Annotated in this window: 13 protein-coding genes; 10 read left to right on the top strand and 3 right to left on the bottom strand. The window is 67.9% G+C overall.

Annotated features, from left to right (window positions below):
* Positions 1-25 precede the first annotated feature (25 nt).
* From KHO49_RS16965 to KHO49_RS16925, 9 genes are read left to right on the top strand one after another with little or no spacing between them, the layout of a single operon-like run.
* A complete protein-coding gene (locus tag KHO49_RS16965) occupies positions 26-1,693 on the top strand; it encodes a (2,3-dihydroxybenzoyl)adenylate synthase (protein ID WP_213665413.1) in 1,668 nt (555 codons plus the stop codon).
* Positions 1,680-3,431, top strand: coding sequence for an ABC transporter ATP-binding protein (locus KHO49_RS16960; RefSeq protein ID WP_249735667.1), 1,752 nt, complete (start codon positions 1,680-1,682; stop codon positions 3,429-3,431). Before KHO49_RS16965 ends, KHO49_RS16960 begins: the two co-directional genes overlap by 14 nt.
* Positions 3,428-5,191: an ABC transporter ATP-binding protein gene (locus KHO49_RS16955; protein ID WP_213665412.1), complete on the top strand. Its 1,764-nt coding sequence runs from the start codon at positions 3,428-3,430 to the stop codon at positions 5,189-5,191. The genes KHO49_RS16960 and KHO49_RS16955 overlap by 4 nt, the downstream gene beginning before the upstream one ends.
* Entirely contained in the window at positions 5,184-8,666 is a 3,483-nt protein-coding gene (locus KHO49_RS16950) for a non-ribosomal peptide synthetase (protein ID WP_213665411.1), read from the top strand. The genes KHO49_RS16955 and KHO49_RS16950 overlap by 8 nt, the downstream gene beginning before the upstream one ends.
* Complete coding sequence (locus KHO49_RS16945; protein WP_213665410.1) at positions 8,663-14,083, top strand: non-ribosomal peptide synthetase; 5,421 nt, start codon at positions 8,663-8,665, stop codon at positions 14,081-14,083. Before KHO49_RS16950 ends, KHO49_RS16945 begins: the two co-directional genes overlap by 4 nt.
* Positions 14,080-15,195, top strand: coding sequence for a saccharopine dehydrogenase NADP-binding domain-containing protein (locus KHO49_RS16940; protein ID WP_249735666.1), 1,116 nt, complete (start codon positions 14,080-14,082; stop codon positions 15,193-15,195). The genes KHO49_RS16945 and KHO49_RS16940 overlap by 4 nt, the downstream gene beginning before the upstream one ends.
* Positions 15,192-15,971, top strand: a complete 780-nt coding sequence (locus tag KHO49_RS16935; RefSeq protein WP_102880212.1) for a thioesterase II family protein — start codon at positions 15,192-15,194, stop codon at positions 15,969-15,971. The genes KHO49_RS16940 and KHO49_RS16935 overlap by 4 nt, the downstream gene beginning before the upstream one ends.
* A 23-nt stretch (positions 15,972-15,994) precedes the next feature.
* Positions 15,995-16,318: an isochorismate lyase gene (locus KHO49_RS16930; protein WP_102863566.1), complete on the top strand. Its 324-nt coding sequence runs from the start codon at positions 15,995-15,997 to the stop codon at positions 16,316-16,318.
* Positions 16,311-17,744, top strand: coding sequence for an isochorismate synthase (locus tag KHO49_RS16925; protein WP_213665409.1), 1,434 nt, complete (start codon positions 16,311-16,313; stop codon positions 17,742-17,744). Before KHO49_RS16930 ends, KHO49_RS16925 begins: the two co-directional genes overlap by 8 nt.
* A 189-nt stretch (positions 17,745-17,933) precedes the next feature.
* Here the strand turns inward: KHO49_RS16925 and KHO49_RS16920 are convergent, their stop codons facing one another.
* Entirely contained in the window at positions 17,934-18,170 is a 237-nt protein-coding gene (locus KHO49_RS16920; protein WP_372859291.1) for an alpha/beta hydrolase family protein, read from the bottom strand.
* Positions 18,171-18,241: 71 nt separating this feature from the next.
* Between KHO49_RS16920 and KHO49_RS16915 the strand changes: the two genes are divergently transcribed.
* Positions 18,242-18,712 carry an Imm30 family immunity protein gene (locus tag KHO49_RS16915; RefSeq protein WP_213665408.1) on the top strand — a complete coding sequence of 157 codons (471 nt, stop codon included), beginning with the start codon at positions 18,242-18,244 and terminating at the stop codon, positions 18,710-18,712.
* Between the two features lie 202 nt (positions 18,713-18,914).
* On the opposite strand, the gene KHO49_RS16910 is transcribed toward KHO49_RS16915, so the two are convergent.
* Entirely contained in the window at positions 18,915-19,856 is a 942-nt protein-coding gene (locus KHO49_RS16910) for an alpha/beta hydrolase (RefSeq protein ID WP_213665407.1), read from the bottom strand.
* 173 nt (positions 19,857-20,029) lie between these two features.
* Positions 20,030-22,447 (bottom strand): TonB-dependent siderophore receptor, encoded by a 2,418-nt coding sequence (locus KHO49_RS16905; RefSeq protein ID WP_170004672.1) that lies wholly within the window; start codon positions 22,445-22,447, stop codon positions 20,030-20,032.
* Positions 22,448-22,517 lie beyond the last annotated feature (70 nt).

Here is a 22,517-nt window from a genome sequence, read left to right as displayed (position 1 = left end):
TGCGTCAAAAAACTCAGGAGACAGCATGTCCACTTTCGATGATCTGCAGGATTGCCCCTCTTGGCCCGAGGCATTTGCCCAGCGCTATCGCCAGGCCGGTTACTGGCGCGAGGAAACCTTTGGCGACCTGCTGCGGGTGGCGGCCCAGGCTTTTGCCGAGCGCGAGGCGCTGACCGATGGCGAACAGCGCCTGAGCTATCGGCAGTTGGACCTGCGGGTCGATCAACTGGCCGCCGGCCTGTACCGCCTGGGCTTGCGGGCCGGGGACAATGTGGTCCTGCAATTGCCCAATCGCAGCGCTTTCGTCGAAACCTGCTTTGCCCTGTACCGCCTCGGCGTGCGGCCGATCTTCGCTTTGCCGGCGCACCGGCATCTGGAGATCGGTCGTTTCTGCGAATTCGCCCAGGCCCGGGCCTATCTGTGCACCGACTGTGACGCCGGCTTCGATTACCGGGCCATGGCCCGGGATCTCAAGGCCGGTCATCCGCACCTGGAGTGGGTGATAGTGGCCGGCGAGGCCGAGGAATTCACCGCCCTTGATGGCCTGTATGACCCGGCCCCGTCGCCGGCTTTCCCGGTGCCGAGTGCCGATGCCGTGGCCTGCTTCCAGTTGTCCGGTGGCTCCACCGGGATTCCCAAGCTGATTCCGCGTCGGCACAACGAATACCTCTACAACCTGCGGGCCAGCGTCGAGCGCTGCGGTTTGTCCAGTGCCAGCGTGTACCTGGCGGTGCTGCCCATGGCCCACAACTTTCCCATGTGCTGCCCTGGGTTCATGGGCACCTTGTCGGTCGGCGGGCGCGTGGTGCTCGGCCACTCGCCAAGCCCGGAGGTCTGTTTCGAACTGATCGAGCGCGAAGCCGTGACCCATACCGCCCTGGTGCCGCCCCTGGCCCTGGTCTGGATGGAGGCGGCCCAGGCTCGCGGACGGGGTCTTTCGTCGTTGCAGCTGCTGCAGGTGGGCGGGGCCAAGCTCAGTTTCGAGGCCGCGCGGCGTATCGAACCGGTGCTCGGTTGCCGCCTGCAGCAAGTGTTCGGCATGGCCGAAGGGCTGATCTGCTACACCGACCCGCAAGACCCGCCCCAGCGGGTGCTGCACACCCAGGGCCGGCCCCTGTCGCCGGCGGACGAAATCCGCGTGGTGGACGAGCAGGACCAGCCCGTCCCGGTGGGGCAGGTGGGCCAGTTGCTGACCCGTGGCCCCTACACCATCCGCGGCTATTACCGCTATCCCGAGCACAACGCCCAGGCCTTCACCGCCGACGGCTTCTATCGCACCGGTGACCGGGTGCAGCTCACCGCCGACGGCTACCTGATGGTGGAAGGGCGGGACAAGGACCTGATCAACCGCGGCGGCGAAAAGATCGCCGCCGAAGAAGTGGAGAACCTGTTGCTGAGCCATCCGGCGGTGGCCGACATCGCCCTGGTGGCGATGCCCGATGCCTTCCTCGGCGAGCGCACCTGCGCCTTCGTCATTGCCCGTGGCCAGGCGCCCCGGGCTGTGGAACTGCTGCGCCATCTGCGGGCCCAGGGCCTGGCGGCCTTCAAGTTGCCGGATCGCTTCGAGTTCATCCCGGCCTTTCCCCAGACCGGGGTCGGCAAGGTCAGCCGCAAGCACCTGCGTGAGGCCATTCAGGCCTTGTACTTCGGTGCTGAGGCCCAAACCCGGGTGGGAACTGATGCCCGTGGCTGAACAACCAGGATTGACTGAACTGTTGCAACCGGTGCGCGGGCGTCTGCTGGCGGCGATGCTGCTGCAGGTGCTGGCGGCGCTGGTGGGCCTGCTGCCGCTGATCGCCGTGGCCGAACTGGCGCCGTTGCTGCTGGCGGGTGAGCTGGACGTGGACCGCGCGGGCTTCTGGCTGCTGGCCGGGGGCGGGGCCTTGCTCCTGCGTCTGTTGGGGCTGGCGGCGGGGTTGCAAATTACCCATCTGGCCGACAGTGACCTGCAGCGCCATCTGCGCCAGCGCATCGCTGCCCATCTGGCGCGGGTGCCCCTGGCCTGGCTGGATGGGCAGCGACAAACCGCCGAGCGGGTGTTGCTGGAGGATGTCGGCGCCCTGCATCAATTGGTGGCGCACCTGCCCAACAATCTGGTGGCGGCCCTGGTGGTGCCCTTGGCCAGCCTGATCTACCTGCTGACCGTGAGCCTGCCCATGACCCTGGTGGTGCTGGCGCCGCCGCTGGTTGCGCTGTGGCGCCTGCGGGTGATGCGTACCCCGGCGTACCACGCCGAGCGCCAGCGCTTGGGCGCGGCCATGGGCGCGCTGTCGACGGCGACCCTGAACTTTGTGCAGAGCATTGCCATGGTCAAATCCTTTGGCCGGGTGGAGCGGGTGCAGGACGACTTTTTCAAGGCCGTAGAGGATTTCGGCCGTTTCTTCTCCCAGTGGGTCGAGCGCTGGGCCGGCCTGGGGACCAGTGTCGAAGTGCTGCTTTCGCCTCTGCTGGTGCTGGCCCTGGTGCTGGTGGGCGGGGTGGCGCTGATTGCCGGCGGCGGGCTGCAGCCGGCGCAGTTGCTGGCGTTTGCCTTGCTGGGCCCGGCCCTGGCGGCGCCGGTGGCGGCCCTGGGGCATGGCGCCGATTCCCTGGTCCAGGGCCGGGCGGCGGCGCAGCGCATCAGCGCGGTGCTGAGCACGCCGGTGCTGGCGCAGCCGGCGTTCTCCCGAGAGCCCGAAGGCGCCCTGGTGACCTTCGATTCCGTGAACTTCAGCTACCCCGACGGCACTCAGGTGCTGCGGGGCATCGATCTGTGCCTGCAGCCCGGCACCCTGACCGCCCTGGTGGGGGATTCCGGGGCCGGCAAATCCACCCTGGCCACCCTGCTTGCGCGCTTTGCCGATGTCAGCGCCGGGGCGATCCGCATCGGCGGTGTCGACCTGCGGGACATGGACAGCGCGACCCTGTATCGCCAGGTGGCCTTTGTCTTTCAAGAGGTGCGTCTGCTGCGCGCCAGCGTCCTCGATAACCTGCGCCTGGGGCGCCCCGAGGCCAGCCTCGCAGAGGTCGAAGAGGCGGCTCGGGCCGCGCAGATCCACGAACGCATCTGCGCCTTGCCCGAGGGTTATCACACCCTGCTGGGGAGCGGCGTGCAGTTGTCCGGCGGCGAGGTCCAGCGCCTGGGCATTGCCCGGGCCATGCTCAGCCAGGCACCGATCCTGGTGCTCGACGAGGCCACCGCGGCCAGCGATCCGCAATCGGAAGCGGCGATCCAGCAGGCGCTGTCGCGGTTGGCGGCGGGGCGCACGGTGCTGGTGATCGCCCATCGCTTGAGCAGCATTCAGGACGCCGACCAGATCGCCGTGCTCCAGGGCGGGCAATTGCGCGAGTGCGGTCGGCACCAGGCCCTGCTGGATCAGCAGGGGGTGTATGCCGGGCTGTGGGCGGCGGAGCAGTTTGGCGCGGCCCCGTTGACGAGGGCGCTGTCATGATCGCTGCCCTGTTACGCAGCTTGCAGCCCAAGGAAGCCGGCCTGCTGCGCCGGGCGCTGCTGGCCATGGCGGCCAGTGCCTTGGCCCAGGGCCTGGCGCTGGCCTTGCTGCCCATGGCGTTTGCCGGGGTCTTCGACGCCGCGTCGGGCAAGGCGCCCTGGATCTGGGCTGGGGCTTTTACCGGGTTCGCCGGGCTGTGCCTGGGGTTGCGCCGCCATGCCCAGCTGGCCGGCTACAGGGCCGGTGCTGCGGCCGCGCAGTCGCTGAACCTGCGCATCGGCCAGCAGTTGGCGCGCCTGCCCCTGGAGTGGTTCGTCGAGCGGCGCGGCGCCGAACTCAACCGTCTGGTGACCCACACCGTGGCGCAGATCATGAGTGCCCCGGCGCACCTGCTGCAGCCCATGGCCAACGCCTTGCTCACACCCCTGGCGTTGCTGCTGGCGCTGTTTTTCTACGACCGCTCCATGGCCCTGGCTGCCTTGGCCAGTGTGCCCCTGTTGCTGTTGTTCTATCACTGGGGCGTGCGTTGGGGCGGGCAGGCCGAGCGCCTCAGCGAAGCGGCGGCCGGCGAAGCGGCGGCGCGGGTCCTGGAGTTCCTGCGGCAGCAGCCGCTGCTGCGCTCCAGCGGGCGCAACGGTGAAGGCTTCAGCCTGCTGGGCGAGGCTTTGCAGCAACAGCGTCAGGCCCAGCGCCGGGCCCATTGGCGCACTTTTCCGGCGGCCCTGGGGCTGGTGGTGGTGCTCCAGGCCGGCTACACCGCCGTGTTGCTGTGCGGGCTCTACGCGGTCCTCGGTGGCAGCCTGGGGGCCGTGCAGTACCTGGCCCTGGCGGTGCTCGCCACTTGCCTGGTGGAGCCCATGGGCGCCCTGGTCAACCTGGGCACCACTTTGCGCCAGACCCGCCACGGCGTGGACAGCCTGTGCCAGTTGCTGAACCTGCCGCCCCTGCCGGAGCCGAGCGAGCCCCAGACGCCGCAGGGGCAACGGGTCGAGGTGCGGGAGCTGGGGCTGGTGCGCCAGGGCCGAGCGCTGCTGCAGGACATCAGCTTCGAGCTGGAACCGGGCTCCCTGAACCTGCTGGTGGGGGCCTCGGGCTCCGGCAAGTCGAGCCTGTTGCGCTTGCTGGCGCGCTTTTGCGATGTCAGCAGCGGCGCCATCCTCCTGGGGGGCGTGGACCTGCGCCAGCTCTCGGCCCGGCAGCGCGACCAGGACATTGCCCTGATGTTCCAGGACTGTCCGCCGCTGGCCGCCAGCCTGCTGGACAACCTGCGCCTGGGCCGCCCCGAGGCCAGTGAGGCGCAACTGATGAGCGCGGCCCACGCCACCGGCCTTGATCGCCTGGCCCAGCGCCTGCCCCAGGGCTGGCAGACCCGGGTGGGCGAGGGCGGCGTCAGCCTTTCCGGTGGCGAACGCCAGTGCCTGGCCCTGGCCCGGGTCATGCTCAAGGACGCCACGCTGATCCTGCTGGATGAACCCACCGCCGCCCTGGACGCCATCAGCGAGGCGCGGGTCAACCGCAGCCTGCTGCAACTGGCGCGCAAGCACACGGTGCTGCTGGTGACCCACAAGCCGACCCTGGCCCCCCACGCCGCGCAGATCCTCCTGTTGGACCAGGGCCGCCTGGGCCAGCGCGGCACCCATGCCCAACTGATGGCGGCTACCGGCCGTTATCGCGAACTGTTCCACGAGCGCGAGGCGATCAATCGCTGGCGCTTGCGACCTACCCCTTCCGTACCCCATAGGACCGTCCACCATGACTGATAACCCAGCACTGGCACGCGCTCATCCAGCGCACGCCGGCCTGAGTCATTCACCCCAAGGCCTCTGCGCGGGCATAGCCCGGCTGCTCGACTACGCGCCCGAGGAGCTTGAGGCGGATGTTTCGCTGATCGAGCAGGGTCTCGATTCGGTGAGCATCATGCGCCTGCCGGCGTTGCTGGCCGCCGAGGGCGTGACCCTGAGTTTTGCCGAACTCATCCAGCAGCCGACCCTGGACGCCTGGTGGGCGCTGATCGAGGCCCGTCGCGGCCTTGCGGCGCCGCGTCTGCAGGCTGTGGCCAGCGCCCCTCCCAGCGCCCCGGAGAGCGGCGATTTTGCCCTGACTCCGTTGCAGCAGGCCTACTGGTTCGGTCGCGATCCGGGCATGCCCCTGGGGGGCGTGGGTTGCCACCTGTATCAGGAACTGGATGGCCAGGGCCTGGAACCCCAGCGCTTGGAGCAGGCCGTGCGCCGCCTGTGCCAGCGCCACCCGATGCTGCGGGCCTGTTTCATCAATGAAACCTGCCAGCGCATCCTGCCCCACAGCCCCTGGCCCGGGCTGACCGTCCACGACCTGCGCCAGGCGCCCCGTGTGGGCGTCGCCGAGGCCCTTGAGCAGATCCGTGAGCAACTGTCGCACCGCTGCCTGGAGGTCAGCAGCGGGGAAGTCTTCGATGTGCAACTGAGCCTGCTGCCCGAAGGCCGTAGCCGTCTGCACCTGAACATCGACCTGCTGGTGGCGGATGTCCTGAGCATTGGCATCCTGCTGCGGGATCTGGCCCTGATCCATGCCGGTCTCGAACAGCAACTGCCGGTGCTGGAGTGGGACTTTGCCCACTACCTGAAAGCCGAGCAGGCGGCCCGGGCGCCGCAACTGGCGGCGGCCCGGGACTACTGGCTGCCGCGCCTGGAGGAGTTGCCCGACGGCCCGCAATTGCCCCTGGCCCGGGAGCCGCAGCAACTGGGTAGGCCACGCTTCCAGCGTCTGGCCATGCGCCTGGATACAGCCCAGTTGCAGGCCCTGGAGCACAAGGGCCGGCAGCACGGCCTGACCCTGGCCAGCGTGCTGGCCTGCGCCTATGCCCAGGTGCTGGGGCGCTGGAGTGCCAGTCAGCATTTCCTGCTCAACGTGCCGCTGTTCAACCGTCAGGAATTGCACCCTTGCGTGCCCCACCTGCTGGCGGACTTCTCCAATCTGGTGCTGCTGGAAGTGGATCAGCGCCAGCCCCTGGATTTCTGCCAGCAGGCCCTGGCGCTGCAGGCTCAGTTGCACCGGGATATCGCCCACAGCGCCTGGCCCGGGGTCGAGGTGCTGCGCGAGCGTGCGCGCCTGCGTCAGGGTGGCGGTCAGGGGGCGCCGGTGGTGTTTGCCTGCAACCTGGGCCCGGCCTTTGTCGATGACACCTGCCGCCAGCAACTGGGCGAGCCTGGCTGGGCGCTGTCGCAGACGCCCCAGGTGTGGCTGGATCACCAGAGCTACCCCATGGCCGACGGCCTGCTGCTGAACTGGGACGCGGTGCAGGGGCTGTTCCCCGAGGGCCTGCTGGAGCAGATGTTCGAGGCCTATCGCAATCTGCTGCTGTGGCTTTGCGAGCATGACTGGCAACAGGTGGCGCCGTTGCCCCTGCCGGCCGACCAGCAGCGGGTGCGCAGCGCGGTCAACGACTGCCGGCACGCGACCCCGGCCCAGCTGTTGCACCAGGGCTTCTTCCAACAGGCCCAGGCCCATCCCGAGCGGCTGGCGCTGATCTGCGACCAGGGCCAGTTGAGTTATGCCGAGCTGGCCCGGCAAGCCCTGCAACTGGCGGGCGCCCTGGTGGAGTGGGGCGTGCAACCCGGCGAGGCGGTGGCGATCACCCTGCCCAAGGGCCGCGAACAAGTGATCGCGGTGCTGGGGATTCTCGCCGCTGGTGCGGTCTACGTGCCGGTGGGCATCGAGCAGCCGCCGGCCCGACGCGACATGATCTATCAGCGTGCCGGGGTGCGTGTGGTACTCACCGACACGGCTCACCGCGACGGCGGCATCTGGCTGGCCGCACTGCGGGTGGTGACCCTGGCCCAGGCGCGCCCGGCAGCCGCCCTGGCGCAGCCTTTGCCGCTTGCGGCCGATGCTCTGGCGTATGTGATCTTCACCTCTGGCACCACCGGTGAACCCAAGGGGGTGGAGCTGTCGCACCAGGCGGCGATGAACACCATCGAGGCGCTCAACCGGCGTTATCGGGTCAGCGCCGAGGATCGGATGCTGGGCGTCTCGGCCCTGGATTTCGACCTGTCGGTGTACGACCTGTTCGGCCTCTTGAGTGTCGGTGGCGCCCTGGTACTGCCGGCCGACGCTTTGCGCAAGGAGCCTCAGGAATGGCTGCGCCTGATCCGCGAACAGCGGGTCACTCTGTGGAACTCGGTGCCGGCGCTGCTGGACATGCTGACCTTGCAGGTAAGGGACGCTGGCGGCCTGGCGGCGTTGCGCCTGGCCATGGTTTCCGGGGACTGGGTCGGCCTCGACCTGCCACGCCGTTTGCGAGAGGCGGCGGGGCGTGACCTGCAGTTCGTGGCCCTGGGCGGCGCCACCGAGGCGGCGATCTGGTCGAACTGCCAGGACGTGGACGCGGTGCCCGGGCACTGGCGTTCGATCCCCTATGGCCGGCCCCTGGACAACCAGTGCTTCCGGGTGGTGGACAGCCAGGGCCGGGATTGCCCGGACTGGGTGCCCGGCGAGCTGTGGATCGGCGGCGCCGGGGTTGCCGCGGGCTATCGCGGCCTGCCCAGCCTGAGTGCCCAGCGCTTTGTCGAGCATGACGGCGGGCGCTGGTACCGCACCGGCGACCAGGGACGTTACTGGGCCGACGGCACCCTGGAGTTCCTCGGACGCCTGGACCATCAGGTCAAGGTCCGCGGCTTTCGCATCGAACTGGCGGAAATCGACCTGGCCCTGGAGCGCCACCCGGCCATCAGCCGTGCCCTGAGCCTGGTGCTGCCCGGCAGCGAGCCGCAACTGGCGGTGGTGCTGGTGGCCCATGAGCCGCTGCCCTCGACCCAGGCCCTGCGGCAGTGGCTGGGCCAATGGCTGCCCGAACACATGCTCCCGGACAGCTGGCTGACCCTGGCCGAGCTGCCGCTGAGCAGCAACGGCAAGGTCGATCGTGCGGCCTTGCTGTGGCTGCTGCAGGAGCAGCGACGCGGCATCGCGCCGCACAGCGCCGAGCCTCCTCAAGGGGAGTGGGAAGAGGCCGTGGCCGCCCTTTGGCAGGAGTTGCTGGAGGTGCCACAGGTGGGCCGGCACCAGGGCTTTTTCGCCCTGGGTGGCAACAGCCTGCTGGCCGCCCGCTTGATCGAACGCATCGCTCGGCAGTTCCAGCTGGAACTGTCGCTCAAGGACTTTTTCAACGCGGCCACCGTGGCCCTGCAGGGGCAGTTGCTCGCCTCGCGCCGGGAACAGCGGCCCGTCACTCAGAACGCAATGGTGGAGGGCGTGTTATGACGCTGCAGCAACTGCAACAGGATCTGCAACAACTGGGCGTGGAGCTCTGGGAAGAACAGGGCCGCCTGCGTTATCGGGCCCCGGCCGGGGTCATGGACGACGCACGCCTGCAGCAACTTCGGCAACACAAGGACGCGCTGCTGCAACAGCTGCAGGCGGCGCAGATGCCGACCCTGGAGGCCGACCTGCCGGCCCGGGAAGAACCCTTCCCGCTGACCGATGTGCAGGCGGCCTATCTGCTGGGCCGCACCACGGCCTTCAGCTTTGGCGGCGTGGCCTGTCACGGTTATCTGGAGTTCGCCCAGCAGGACCTCGACCCGCTGCGTCTGGAACAGGCCTGGAACCAGCTGATCGCCCGTCACGAGATGCTCCGCGCCGTGGTGCTGGAGGAGGGCTACCAGCGCATCCTGCCCCAGGTGCCCCATTACGCCATTGCGAACCACGACCTGAGCCAGGACGACGGCAGTGCCTTGCAGGCCCTGCGCGAGCGCATGGAACTGCGCCGCGCCACGCCTCAGCAATGGCCCTTGATCGAATTGTGCGTGAGCCAGGGCCGCGACACCTCGCGCCTGCACCTGTCGGTGGACCTGCTGGTGTGCGACTACCAGAGCGTGCGCATGCTGCTGGCCGAGTTGCAGCAGCTGTACCGCGGTGAGGCCCTGCCGGCCCCGGCGCAGATCAGCTTCCGCGACTACGTGCTGGGCGAGCGGCGCCTGCGCGAGCAACCGCGCTACCAGCGCGACCGTGACTACTGGTGGGCGCGGGTCGACAGCCTGCCGGGGGCACCGGAGTTGCCGTTGCTGGGGGCACCCACCGGGCCACGCTTCCAGCGCCGGGCCATGAGCCTGGAAGCGCGGGACTGCAACGCCCTGCGCCTGAATGCGGCCGCCGCCGGGGTCGGCGTGTCGGCGGCGATTCTCTCGGCCTATGCCGAAACCCTGGGCCGCTGGAGTCGGCGCGGACACTTCTGCCTGAGCCTGACCCTGCTCAATCGCCTGTCCCTGCACCCTCAGGTCGACCGCTTGGTGGGGGATTTCAGCTCGGTGGAACTGCTGGAAGTGCAGACCCTGCAAGGGGGCAGTTTCGGCCAGCGCAGCCAGCAGTTGCAGGAACGGCTGTGGCAGGACATGGACCATCGCCTGTGCTCGGGCATCGAAGTGCTGCGCGAGCTGGCGCGGCGCAAGGGCCAGGATGCGGCGCTGATGCCGTACGCCTTCACCAGCACCCTGGGCGCAGGTGGCGAAAGCGGCGGCGGGGCCTTCATGCCAGGGGCCGAGCTGGTGTTCGGCATCAGCCAGACGCCCCAGGTGCTGATCGATTGCCAGGTCAGCGAACGGGACAACGGCCTGGCGATCAACTGGGACATTCGCGAAGGGGTATTCAGCGAGGCGCTGCTCGACGACTTGTTCGATACCTTTGAACGGCTGCTCAAGCGCCTGGCCCGGGAACCCTCGGCCTGGACCCTGGACAATTGCCTGGAATTGCCGGCGGCCCAGCGCCTGCAACGCGAGCTGGTGAACCAGACAGCGGCGCCGTTGCCCGCCGGCGGGTTGCATGAGCCGTTCTGGCGTCAGGCAGCTGCTGCGCCCCAGCGTGTGGCCTTGATCCAGGGTGCTGGGCAACTGAGCTACGGCGAGCTGGCCGGACGCGCCGAAGCCGTGGCCGAGGCCCTGCTGAACGCCGGCTGCCAGCCGGGAGAGCGGGTCGCGGTGTGCATGGACAAGGGCCTGGAGCAGGTGATCGCGGTGCTGGGCATTCTGCGAGCCGGGGCGGCCTATCTGCCCCTGGACACCAACCAGCCCGAGGCCCGGCGCCAGTTGATCCTGGATAACGCCGAGGTTGGCCGGGTGCTCAGTCAGTCCTGGTTGAGCGATGAGTTGTGCTGGCCGGCGCGGGTGACCCAGGTGATCCAGGTCGATCAGGGCCCGCTGGCGGCGCAAGCTCCGTTGCCGGTGCTGGACATCGATCCGCAGCAGCTGGCCTACGTGATCTATACCTCCGGCTCCACCGGGGTGCCCAAGGGCGTGATGATCAGCCATCAGGCGGCGCTCAATACCATCGTCGACATCAACCAGCGCTTTGCCATCGGCGCCGAGGATCGGGTCCTGGCCCTGGCCAGCCTGGGCTTCGACCTGTCGGTGTATGACCTCTTCGGCCTGCTGGCCGTGGGCGGCGCCCTGGTGCTGCCCGACCCGCAACGCCGCGCCGATCCTTCGCACTGGGCGGCGTGTGCCCGGGAGCATGGGGTCACGCTGTGGAACTCGGTGCCGGCGCAATTGCAGATGCTCACCCACTACCTGCAGGCGGTGCCGTCCATGGCCCCCGGAACCCTGCGCCTGGCGCTGCTGTCGGGGGACTGGATTCCCCTGAACCTGCCGGCGGAGGCTGCCCAGCTGTTGCCGCAGTTGCGGCTGATCAGCCTCGGGGGGGCCACGGAAGCGGCCATCTGGTCGATCTACTATCCGATCACCCAGGTCGATCCGCAGTGGCGCAGCATTCCCTACGGCGCGCCCCTGGCCAACCAGCGCTTCATGGTCCTCGACGAGCAGGGCCGCGACCGTCCTCAAGGGGTGGCCGGCGAGCTGTACATCGCCGGTAGCGGCCTGGCCCTGGGTTACCTGGGGGACGCCGAGAAAACCGCCGAGCGCTTTGTCGATCACCCTCGCAGCGGCGAGCGCCTGTACCGCACCGGCGACCTGGGCCGCTACCTGGAAGATGGCCTGATCGAGTTCCTTGGTCGCGAGGATTTCCAGGTCAAGGTGCGCGGTCATCGCATCGAGCTGGCGGAGGTGGAAAGTGCACTGCTCAGCCATCCCCATGTGGAGTCCGCGGTGGTGGTGGCCGCTGGCGAAGGGGCCTTCGAACGGCGGCTGCAGGCCTGCCTGCGGGCCAGTTTGCGGGACATGCCGCTGGCCTGGCCGGAGCAGTTGGAGGCGCGTACCCAGGCCGCGGCCCAGGCCGTGCGCGGTGACCTGAGCGATGCCCTGGTCAGCGAGATGTCGGCCTGTGTCGAGCGCGCCGCGCTGCTGTCCATGGGCCTGGCCCTGCAGCGTCCCGGGCTGTTCCAGCAGGCGGGGCAGCGTCACTCCCTGGAAGAGGTGTGGGCCTTGAGCGAGGTCGCGCCGCGCAACCAGCGCTTGATCCGGCGCTGGTTGCAGGCCCTGGCCCAAGAAGGGCTGGTGCAGCATGACCGGCAGTCCGGTGGCTACTCGGACCTGCGGGTGCAGCGCGAGGAATACCTTCAGCTGTGGCAGCGCATCGAAGCCTTGGAGCCTTGCGTAGGCTGGGGCGCCGAGGTCCTGCGTTATCTGCGCGAGAGCCAGGAGCAACTGCCGGCGCTGATGAGCGATCAGCTGGACCCGCTGCACCTGCTGTTCCCCGAGGGCCGCACCGATACCGCCGAGGGCGCCTACCGCAAGAACCTGATCAGCCAGTACCTGAACCAGGCGGTGTGCGCCGCGGTGCAGGAGATCATCCGCCAGCGTCCTGCCGGTCAGCGCCTGCGCCTGCTGGAAATCGGCGCCGGGGTCGGCGGCACCAGCGCCGATTTGATCCCGGCCCTGGACGGCCTGCCGGTGGACTACCAGTTCACCGACCTGTCGCAGTTCTTCCTCAACGAGGCCCGGGAACATTTCGCCGCCTATCCCTGGGTCAGCTACGGTCTGTTCGACCTCAACCAGGACTACTGGGCCCAGGGCGTGGCCGCCAACTCCCTGGACGTGATTCTCTGCGCCAACGTGCTGCACAACTCGCGGCATGCCAGCCGGGTGCTGGCGCGGCTACGGGAGATGCTGGCCCCGGGCGGCTGGCTGATCTTCATCGAGGCCACCCGCGACACTTACCAGATCATGGCCTCCATGGAGTTCAAGGAAGGCCTGACCGCGTTCGAGGACTTCCGTGCGGAACTGGACACCACCTTCATCCGGCGCGAGCAGTGGCAGCAGTTGCTGCTGGAGGCCGGGGGCGAAACCCCGCTGTGCCTGCCCAAGGCCGATGACGCCATGTCGCAGATCGGTCAGCACCTGTTCATCACCCGCTTCAAGAGCGAGCGCCAGACCCTGGAGCCCGAGCCACTGCGTGCCCATCTGGCCCAGCGTCTGCCGGACTACATGATCCCGGCGGACTGGCAGATCCTCGATGAGATGCCCCTGACCGCCAACGGCAAGGTCGACCGCCAGGCCCTGGCCCGGATCGGCGTGGCCGGGCCCGAGCAACAGGTCAACAGCGGCGCGGCGCCGGTGGACGATCTGGAACGCAGCATCGCCGAGGTCTGGCAGACCCTGTTGCGGGTGCCGGCGGTGGGCCGCGAGCAGGGCTTCTTCGAGCTGGGCGGCGACTCGTTGCTGGTGGCGCAAGTGGTGGGTCGACTGCGCGAAGCCTTGCCCCAGGCCCGGCAGTTGCCCTGGAGCGACTTGCTGCGGCAGTTGATCAACCAGCCCACCGTGGCGGCCCTGGCCGACTACCTGCGCGGGCAGGGTGGGCAAGGCGATTCACCGCTGGTGCGCATCAGCGACAAGGTGCAGGGCCCGACGCGGATCTTCGTCCACGATGGCAGCGGTACCCTGGCGCCGTATCGCGCGCTGTTCGCTGCCCTGGGGGAAGACGCGCCCCTGGAAGGGCTGGTGCTCAACGACGTGCCGGGGTATCTGGCGCTGGAGCCGGCCACGGCGATTCGCCGGTTGGCCGAGCGCTATGCCGACACCCTGCAGGCCGAAGGCCGGCGCCAGGTGAGCATCGTCGGCTACTGCCTGGGCGGGTTGCTGGCCACCGAACTGGCGGCATGCCTGGCGGCGCGTTCCATCGAGGTGCTGCAGCTGAGCGTGATCAGCAGCTACCGGGTGCCGTTCATGATCGAGGACGACCTCTTGGCCGAGTACGTATTCGCCCGGGTGATGCAGGCCGATCCGCTGGTGCTGGGGTATCCCGAGGACGAGCAGGCCATGGAGCGCAGCATCGCCCGGGTCCTGGCCCAGACCCCAGGACGGGTGCCCCAGGGTTCGCTGTTGGCCTTGAGCGACGATGGCCAATGCACCTCGGCCCTGGCCTGTCTGCGGCGCCTGGCAGAGAAGACCCCCGAGCAGCGCCTGCAGGCGATTGCCGAAGCCATGCGCCACGCCGGTTCGCAGTTGAGTGACCTGGACTGGCTGCGCGAGCAATTGCAGGTGTTGCGTCACAGTCTGGCGGCGGTGGCCCTGCATGAGGCCACGCCGTATCAGGGCGACTTGCTGTTCATTCGCCAGAGCGGCGAGGTCCAGGTACTGCCGGGCATGCACCGCGACATGAGCGCTTACTGGCAGGCCCTGTGCCTGGGCGAACTGCGGGTGGTGGATGTGCCTGGGGATCACTTCAGTTGCATGCAGCAGCCTCAGGTGCAAGCCGTGGCCCGGGCCTTCGACGCCGCCGAGGTGGCGGCATGAGTGGGGCGCTCATTGGTCTGGTCGGCGCGTATGGCAGCGTCGGCCGTCAGGTGGCGCAACTGCTGGCACCCAGGGTTGCCCTGCGCCTGGGCGGACGCGACCGGCAGCAGGCCGAGCAGTTGAACCAGCAGTTGGGGGCGTGCGCCGACGTGCGCGCCCTGGACCTGTGGGATGAGCAAAGCCTGGCCAGCTTTTGCGCCGGCTGCACCCTGGTGATCAATTGCGCCGGGCCCAGCTACCGGATTCTCGATCGGGTAGCCCGGGCCGCGCTGGCGGCGGGCGCCGATTACCTGGATGTGGGCGGTGACGACCCGGTGCACGAGCGTCTGGCCGGTCAAGTGCCCGCAGGGCGCCGGGTGCTGTTGTCGGCGGGCATGCTGCCGGGGCTGTCGGGGGTGTTTCCGCGGTTGCTGGCGCAGTCTTTCCAGCGAGTCGATGAGATGCGCTGCTATGCCGGCGGCCTGGGACGGCTGTCCGTCACGGCCGCCGAGGACTTCCTGCTGAGCCTGGGCAATGGCTTCGGCCAGGCCCAGTGCGGCTGGCGCGAGGGACAGGTGGTGCGCAGCACGGGCAGCGCCCGGCAGCCTCTGCAACGGGACTGGCTGCCGGTGGCCGGGGTACAGGCCTATCCCTACCTGAGCACCGAGCAGCAGCGCTTGTTCAGTGACCTGCAAGTGCCTCACGGCCAGGGCTTCAACCTGTTCGAGGGCGGGCAACTGGCGGCGACTTTGCAGCGTATCCAGGGCTCGGCGCCAGAGGCGCGCAACACGCCGCAGAACATCGCCGCGCTGGTCCAGGCCAGTGCCCTGGATGTCGCCGGACGGCGGCCGTACCAACTGCTGGCGGTGGAGGTCGACGGCCTGCGTGATGGCCGCCCGCAGCAGGCCTGTGCCTGGTTGCGGGCCGGCGACGGTTCGCGGTTGACCGGCAGCGTCGCGGCGTTTTGCGCGCTGCATTGGCGGCAGTTGCCGCCCGGCCTGCATTACGCGGCCCAGGTGCTGGATGCCCAAGCCTGCCTGGAGCAGGTCTGTCAGTGGTTGCCGGACACCCGGGTCAGCCTGGGCCTGGGCGCCGGTACTCCGCTGGCCGAGCTAGAGGAGGGTGTGCTGTGAGAAAGGCTCCCAGTGCCTGGCTGCGCCGTTACCCGCAGCCCCAACCGCCGCGCTGCCGGCTGGTGTGCCTGCCCCATGCCGGGGGCAGCGCGAGTTTTTTCAATGACTGGCGGGCGGGGTTGCCCGCCGATATCGAGTTGATCAGCGTGCAGTACCCGGGGCGTGAAGAGCGCCTCAACGAGACCTGGCCCGGCAGCCTGGAGTGGATGGCGGGCACTATCACCCGGGCCCTGTCGGACCTGGTGGACCGGCCCCTGGTGCTGTTCGGCCACAGCATGGGCGCGGCCCTAGCCTATGAAGTGGCGGGGCGCATGCAGCAGCAAGGCTCGGCCCCTCAGCGCCTGATTGTGTCGGCACACCCGGCGCCCCATCGCCAGCGCCACAGCGAGCTGCACCTGGGGTCGGACGAGGCGTTGCTGGCGGATGTACGGCGCCTGTCCGATGGTGCGCCGTCCCTGTTGGACGACCCGACGCTGCGGGACCTGTACCTGCCGGCACTGCGTAACGACTATCGGCTGATCGAGTCCTATCGCGGCGACATCGGCCGCGCCCTGGACCTGCCCCTGAGCGTGTGCCTGGGGGGGCAGGACCCTGAAGTCGATGCGGACGAAGCCTATGCCTGGGCCGAGGTCAGCGCCCAGGTCACCGACTTCCAGAGTTTCCCCGGTGCTCACTTCTATCTGCGCGAGCAGCAGGCCGAAGTGCTGCGGCACCTGACCCGGCTGCTGGCCGGCCACGGCGAGCAGCCGTGGCAGTGCTGGCCCTCGACCCCGTGAATTTTCCCTTGGTAGTCATCAACATGAAAACCCCCGAGCAATGCAGCGCCCTGGAAGACATCCGCTGGGCGATCGACACCCTGGACCAGCAGATCATCCAGGCCCTCGGCCAGCGCCTGGCCTACGTCAAGGCGGCCGCGCAATTCAAGCCGACCCAGGACAGCATCGCCGCGCCGGAGCGGGTCGCGGCGATGCTCCCGCAGCGTCAGCAATGGGCCGAGCAGGCAGGCCTGGACCCGATGTTCGTGGTGCCGCTGTTTGCCCAGATCATCCACTGGAACATCGCCCAGCAAGTGCGCCACTGGCGCGTTCAGCGTGGGCTTGAGCAAGGAGTCGGCAATGAATGAGTCGTGCCTGTCCGGGCTGACCCAGGCCCTGCGCGAAGGCGAGGCCCAGGCTCGGCGCAAGAGTCGCGCGGTACTGGTGGTGTTCAGCCTGGCCGCCGAGCGCCTGGAGCCACTGCGGCTGTTTGCCGCCAACCGCCAGGTGTTCGGCCAGAGCCTGTTCTGGTCCAGCGACCAGGGCGCTCTGGCCCTGGCCGGGTTCGGCTGCACCGAAGAAATCAGCCCGCCGGCCGCCGAGCGCTTTGCCGCCAGTACCCAGGCCTGGCGCCAACTGCTGGAGCAGGCCCATCAGGTCGGCCCGCGCAAGGCTTATCTGTGCGGCGGCTTCGCCTTCGATCCCCAGGCGCCGCGCAGTACTCAGTGGCAGTCGTTCGCCGCCACCTCCCTGGTGCTGCCACGGATTCTGTTGTTGCGCGAAGGCGAACAGCAGCACTGGCTGTTCAGCCTGTGGATCGAGCCGGGCGCCGATGTGGCCCATTGCGCTGCCGGCCTTGCGGCGGAATGGAACCTGCTGCAGGTCCGCTATGCCCATGCACCGTCACTGCAGGTGCCGGTGGGCACCCGGCAGGACGACGACGCCCTGGGCGCCGAGCAGTGGCAGGCCACGGTCGCCGGCGCCATCGGCCGGATCAACGCCGGTGAACTGAGCAAAGTGGTGCTGGCCCGGGAAGTCTGCCTGCGGGCCCCGCGCAGCATTCCCTGCGGCCCCTTGCTGGACAACCTCAGGGCGGCCTATCCCCAGGCCTTTCTGTTTGCCTTCAGCCGCGGCGACAGCTGCTTCCTCGGCGCCACCCCCGAACGTCTGGTGCGCGTGGCCCGGGGCACCTTGAGCACCGTGGCCCTGGCCGGCACCTGCGCCCGCGGTCAGCACGAGCAACAGGACGCCGAACTGGGCCAGGGCCTGATGGACAGCGCCAAGGATCGCCACGAGCACGCCCTGGTGGTGCAGACCCTGCGCGAAGCTCTGCAGCCCTATTGCGCCATGCTGGAGATTCCTGCGCAGCCGCAACTGCACCGCCTGGCCCACGTCCAGCACCTGCTGACCCCGGTGTTGGGGCGCTTGCGGCCCCAGGTGGACCTGCTGCAACTGGTCGACGCCCTGCACCCGACCCCGGCGGTGGGCGGCCTGCCCCGGGCCAAGGCCCTGGAGTACATCCGCGAGCATGAGCAACTGGACCGTGGCTGGTACGCCGCCCCGGTGGGCTGGCTCAACGCCGAGGGTGATGGCGAGTTTGCCGTGGCCCTGCGCTCGGCCTTGATTCGCGGCAACCAGGCGCACCTGTTTGCCGGCTGCGGGATTGTGGGCGAGTCGGACCCAGCGAGTGAGTACCAGGAAACCTGCCTGAAGTTGCGCACCATTGGCGACGCGTTGTGTCCGCCAGCGGCCTTGCCGAGCGTGGCAGTGAGCGCTGGACAAAGCGCCTTGTAGACGCTGGCGCAGGCTCGCAGCGATCCTGAGGGCGCCGAGGCCCCTTCGGTGCCTTGCGCAGCCTGCGGCAGCGGCTACACAGAGGGTTTCCTGTAGCCGCTGCTGAGCCTGCGAAACTGCGAAAAGGCCGGGCCGCGTTCGGTACGCAGGGCCTTGCCTGGCGAGCGCTTGGAGCCCTGGTCTGCAGGTTCAGCCAGTGGGCACCTTGACCGCTGCCGGGCCGGCGATGCTGGACGCCGGCCTGGTCCGCAGCAGGGCATTGATCGCCTGGCCGTAGTCCTTGCCCGCCAGGCGCATGCTGTTGTTGTGGGTGCCGCCGGGCACCAGCAACAGCTTCTTCGGCTCCAGGGCGGCCTTGAACAGTTGCTGGCTCAGGCGCGGCGGTACGTAGTCGTCCTTCAGGCCATGGACCACCCGCAGTGGCATGCCGATTTCGCGGATGGTGTCGATGGCGTATCGTTGCGCCTCCCTCCCTTCGAGCTCCCTGGCGAGTACCCATGAAATTCGACGCGTTGACCGACACCCTGCTAAAGCTCGAAAACGCCTTCAACGACCCTGGCGAGAACCTTGCGCGGCGCATCGACGCCTGCATCGCCGAGGTGGCCCAGTTGGCCGACCCGGCCAGCATTGGCCCGCTGTTGTCGTTGCTCGACGATGAGGCCGAATATGACGAGGTGATGTTTTCGCTGATTCACGCCGCCGAGCATTTCGATGATGCTGTGTATGTGCCGGCGTTGCTGGCGGCGCTGCCCGGCTTGCAGGAACACAGCCCGAGGTGGGCGCAGACGCTTTTCACGCGGGTGCTCAACAGCGAGCCCGCGCGCCTGGAGATGGTCCGTGCCTTGCGCGAAGCGGCGCCTGCGGTCAAGGCGGCGGCCCTGGAGTTGGCCGATTCGATCAATCAGCAGTCTCCGGCGTTCCTGGCCAAGACCGTGGTGGTCATGGTGGCGGCTCAGCCGACTGCGTGAGGGACGTCTAGGGACAGGTTTTTTGCAGGTGCCGCGGGCCCATTCGCTGGCAAGCCAGCTCCTACGGATGAGCAGGTGTACATCTGTAGGAGCCGGCTTGCCGGCGAACCGCGCAGCGGCCAGTTGGCGCGGTTCATGGTGAGGGAATGTGGCAGTCTGGCGGGCCTCTTCGCTGGCAAGCCAGCTCCTACACATGCCCGCTTCAGCTGGTGGGGGCGGCGGTGGGGGGCGGGCCGGCGAATTTGTGGCTGGGCTTGGCACGCAGCAGAGCGTTGATGGCCTGGCCGTAGTCCTTGCCCGCCAGGCGCATGCTGTTGTTGTGGGTGCCGCCGGGCACCAGCAGCAGTTTCTTCGGCTCCAGGGCGGCCTTGAACAGTTGCTGGCTCAGGCGTGGCGGTACGTAGTCGTCTTTGAGGCCGTGGACCACCAGCAAGGGCATGCCGATCTCGCCGATCTTGTCGATGGAGTCGAACTTCTGTGACAGCAGCCAGCGTACCGGCAGCGAGGTCTTGGTCGCTGCGGCAGCGGCATCGGCCAGGGTGGTGAAGGTGGATTCGACGATCAGCCCGCGAGCGGCAATCGGGGTCTTTTCGGCGGCGGCATTGCGCCCCAGTTCGGCAGCCAGGTCGATGGCCACCGCTCCTCCCAGGGAGTGGCCGTAGATCAGGCGTTTGCTGGCATCGGGTTGCAGCACCTTGAGCCGCTCCCAGGCGACGCGCGCGTCTTCATACACGCTGTTTTCCGAGGGCAGGTCGCCATGGCTCTGGCCGAACCCCCGGTAATCGATGGCCAGCACCGAGTAGCCCAGGGCGTGCAGTTGCTCGATGCGAAACAACTGGCCGGTGAGGTTCCAGCGCACGCCGTGCAGGTAGAGGATCGCCGGGGCATCGGCGCGTTTGGCCGGCCACCACCAGGCGTGGATGTTCTGCCCGGGCTTGAAGCTTTGCGGTGTGAGTTGCAGTTCCTGCACTGTGCTGGGCAGACCGCGATACCAGCCGGCGTTGCCCGGCTCGATGCGAAACACCAGTTGGCGCTCCTTGTGTTCGAGCACCGCACAGCTCACCGGCAGGCCGACGATCAGTGTGGCCAGGCACAGCAGCGCAAACCAGCGACGGCGCAGGCGCTGGGACAGGGATGGGGACATGCAGGGCTTCACCACAGGACGGACGACAGCGCGTTTTTAACAGATGTGCCGGGATGACGGCACTCATTTTCAGCGCAGCGGTCGGCGGCAAAGGTTAGAAAATGCTACGGGGGGAGGGGTAACAGACGTCGTGGCCAGCCGCTGGTGGGACGGGCCACGACGAGGGGGCTGCTTTAGAAGTTCCAGCGAGTGCTGAGCATCACATTCCGCGGGTCGCCGTAGTAAGACGAGTTGTAGAAGCCGATGTTGGTGAAGTACTTCTTGTCGAACAGGTTGTTGACGTTGAGGGTGGCCGAGACGTTCTCGGTGATCTGGTAGCGGGCCATCAGATCCACCAGCCAGTAAGGGTCCTGGGCGAATTTTTCCTCGGTGCCCTTGCCGTAGTTGCTGAGTATCTTCCAGCCGGTGCCCTGCCAGCGGACGCCGCTGCCCAGGGTCAGCTTGTCCAGGCTGCCGGTCAGTTTGTAGCTGGTGTAGAGGTTGACCTGATCTTCCGGTTCCCAGGTGGAGACCTTGGCCCCGCTCTGGTCGCGAATGATCTTGTGGGTGTAACCGGCCTGCAGCTGCCAGCCGGGGGCGAGCTCTCCGGAGATTTCCGCTTCATAACCCTTGGCCTTGGACTTGATGCCCTTGGAGGCATAGTCCAGCCCGGGGGTGGTGGGGTTGGCGTTATAGGCCAGGTCATCCACTGGCCGGTTTTCTTCATGCACCTCGAAGTAGGCCAGGCTGGAGTTCAGGCGACCGTCGAAGAACTCGCCCTTGAGGCCCACCTCGTAGTTGGTGCCTTCGTCGGGCTTGAGCACCTTGTCGTTGCGGTCGCGGTAGTCGTCCTGGGGCAGATAGATCTCGGTATAGCTGGCATAGACGGAGAAGTTCTGGTCGAGGTCGTAGACCACCCCGGCGTAGGGAATGACCTTGCCGGTGTCCTTGGTCCGGCTGGTGCCGCTGACCTCGTAGTTGTTGACCCGGCTGCCCAGCAGCAACGAAAGATCATCGTTGAGGCTAAAGCGCGCGGTCATGTAGCCGGCACTCTGGCGAGTGGTCTCGTCGTTCTTTTTGGTGATGCGGCCCCAATCGGGCTTGGGGCTGTGCCCGTCCCAGTTGAAGTAGTCGTAGAAATTGTTGTGATTGGTGGCGCTGGTGAAGTCCCGGCCTTTCCAGTGCGAGTTGGAGATCGAGGCCCCGACCACCAGCTGATGCTCGCGCCCCAGCAGGTCGAAGGGGCCCGTGGCGTAGAGGTCGCCGCTGTCGCTGACGGTCTCGCCGGTGTACTTGCGGGTCAGCAGCGAGGCGATGCCGGTCTCGGCATTGGGCGACATCAACGAACCCAAGGGGGCGTTGTAGCCATTGATCTGGTGGTTGTACTGGGCCTTGGCCACCCAGCCGTTGGCAAAGCTGTGCTCAAGGGTGGTGAACGCGGTACGGGTGTATTGCGACCAGCGGCTCCAGCTCGCGCCGTTGTTGTAGGAGCGCGAGGTGCTGATGGCATTGCCCTTGGAGTCGTACAGCGAGCTGCTGCCCGACCAGCTGGAACCCTTGGGGTCGTTGTCCTGATAGTCGGCGCCGACGGTCAGCAGGGTGTCCGGTGACAGGTCGAACTCCAGGATGCCGTAGTAGACGCTGGTCTGGCGCTGGTAGTGGTCAAGGAAGGATTTCTTGTCCTGATAGGCGGCGACCATCCGTCCGCGGACATTGCCGCTGTCGGTCAGGGGGCCACTGACATCGACCTGCGAGCGGTAGTTGTCCCAGGAACCGGCCCCCAGGTCGATATGCCCGGCGAATTCGGCGGTGGGTTTCTTGCGCACCATGTTGATGGTGCCGCCGGGGCCACCGGCACCGGTGAGCAGGCCGGTGGCGCCCTTGAGTATTTCCACGCGGTCGTAGATCACCGTGTCGGTGAGGGTGTGGCCCGAGGAGTACTGCGCGTCCTGCAGGATCGGAATTCCGTCGTACTGGAAGTTCTGAATGGCAAAGCCGCGAGAGAAGTAGCTGGTGCGGTCACTGTCGTAGGTGGCCACGGTGATGCCCGGGGTATGGCGCATCACGTCGTCGATGGAATTGAGGCCGAAATCGTCCATGGCCTGGCGGGTGACCACCGAGATCGACTGCGGGGTTTCCCGGGGTGTCAGCACCAACCGGGTGGCGGTGGCGATGGTGCCGGGGGTGTAGGAGCCGGAGCCTTCGGTGATGGTTCCCAACTGGTTGGTGCTGACGGTGGTGGTGCCGAGTTCCACGCGTTCGCCGCCGGCCCTGAGCACTCGATAGCCCGCCCCTTCGGCCACCGCTTGCAGGCCCAGGGGCGCCAGCAGGCGTTGCAGGCCTTCACCGATGGCGAAGCGGCCGCTCAGGCCTGGGCTGTGCTTGCCGGCGCTGAGGCTGGCATCGACGGCGATCATGGCCCCGGATTGCTGGCCGAAGGCGCCCAGTACCTGATCCAGGTTGCCTGGGGCGATTGCGTAGTCGTGGCGCTGGCTGTCAGCCACTTCGGCGTTGGCCTCGGCGGCCAGCAGCGGCAGGCTGGTGCTGGCGATCGACAGGCCGATGAGGAACGGGCGCAGGGCCGCGGCAAGGGGCGTGAGGCGGATGTGCATAAGAAAGTCCATGGGTTGGGAAGGGTTGGCGCTGAGCTGTTTTCCAGCTTCTTCCCTGGTCTTGATGCGT

Origin of the sequence: Pseudomonas sp. RC4D1 (genome assembly GCF_018390395.1) — a bacterium.
Taxonomy (GTDB): domain Bacteria; phylum Pseudomonadota; class Gammaproteobacteria; order Pseudomonadales; family Pseudomonadaceae; genus Aquipseudomonas; species Aquipseudomonas danubii.
Note: the sequence above shows the minus strand (reverse complement) of the source record. Positions and strands in the feature narration are given on the sequence as shown.

What these genes read in the sequence shown, in the direction of transcription:
- KHO49_RS16930 (WP_102863566.1), top strand. Translation starts at nt 15,995, where the DNA reads ATGAAAACCCCCGAGCAATGCAGCGCCCTGGAAGACATCCGCTGGGCG.
- KHO49_RS16950 (WP_213665411.1), top strand. Translation starts at nt 5,184, where the DNA reads ATGACTGATAACCCAGCACTGGCACGCGCTCATCCAGCGCACGCCGGC.
- KHO49_RS16955 (WP_213665412.1), top strand. Translation starts at nt 3,428, where the DNA reads ATGATCGCTGCCCTGTTACGCAGCTTGCAGCCCAAGGAAGCCGGCCTG.
- KHO49_RS16920 (WP_372859291.1), bottom strand. Translation starts at nt 18,170, where the DNA reads ATGCCACTGCGGGTGGTCCATGGCCTGAAGGACGACTACGTACCGCCG.
- KHO49_RS16940 (WP_249735666.1), top strand. Translation starts at nt 14,080, where the DNA reads ATGAGTGGGGCGCTCATTGGTCTGGTCGGCGCGTATGGCAGCGTCGGC.
- KHO49_RS16910 (WP_213665407.1), bottom strand. Translation starts at nt 19,856, where the DNA reads ATGTCCCCATCCCTGTCCCAGCGCCTGCGCCGTCGCTGGTTTGCGCTG.
- KHO49_RS16905 (WP_170004672.1), bottom strand. Translation starts at nt 22,447, where the DNA reads ATGCACATCCGCCTCACGCCCCTTGCCGCGGCCCTGCGCCCGTTCCTC.
- KHO49_RS16960 (WP_249735667.1), top strand. Translation starts at nt 1,680, where the DNA reads ATGCCCGTGGCTGAACAACCAGGATTGACTGAACTGTTGCAACCGGTG.
- KHO49_RS16915 (WP_213665408.1), top strand. Translation starts at nt 18,242, where the DNA reads ATGAAATTCGACGCGTTGACCGACACCCTGCTAAAGCTCGAAAACGCC.
- KHO49_RS16945 (WP_213665410.1), top strand. Translation starts at nt 8,663, where the DNA reads ATGACGCTGCAGCAACTGCAACAGGATCTGCAACAACTGGGCGTGGAG.
- KHO49_RS16925 (WP_213665409.1), top strand. Translation starts at nt 16,311, where the DNA reads ATGAATGAGTCGTGCCTGTCCGGGCTGACCCAGGCCCTGCGCGAAGGC.
- KHO49_RS16965 (WP_213665413.1), top strand. Translation starts at nt 26, where the DNA reads ATGTCCACTTTCGATGATCTGCAGGATTGCCCCTCTTGGCCCGAGGCA.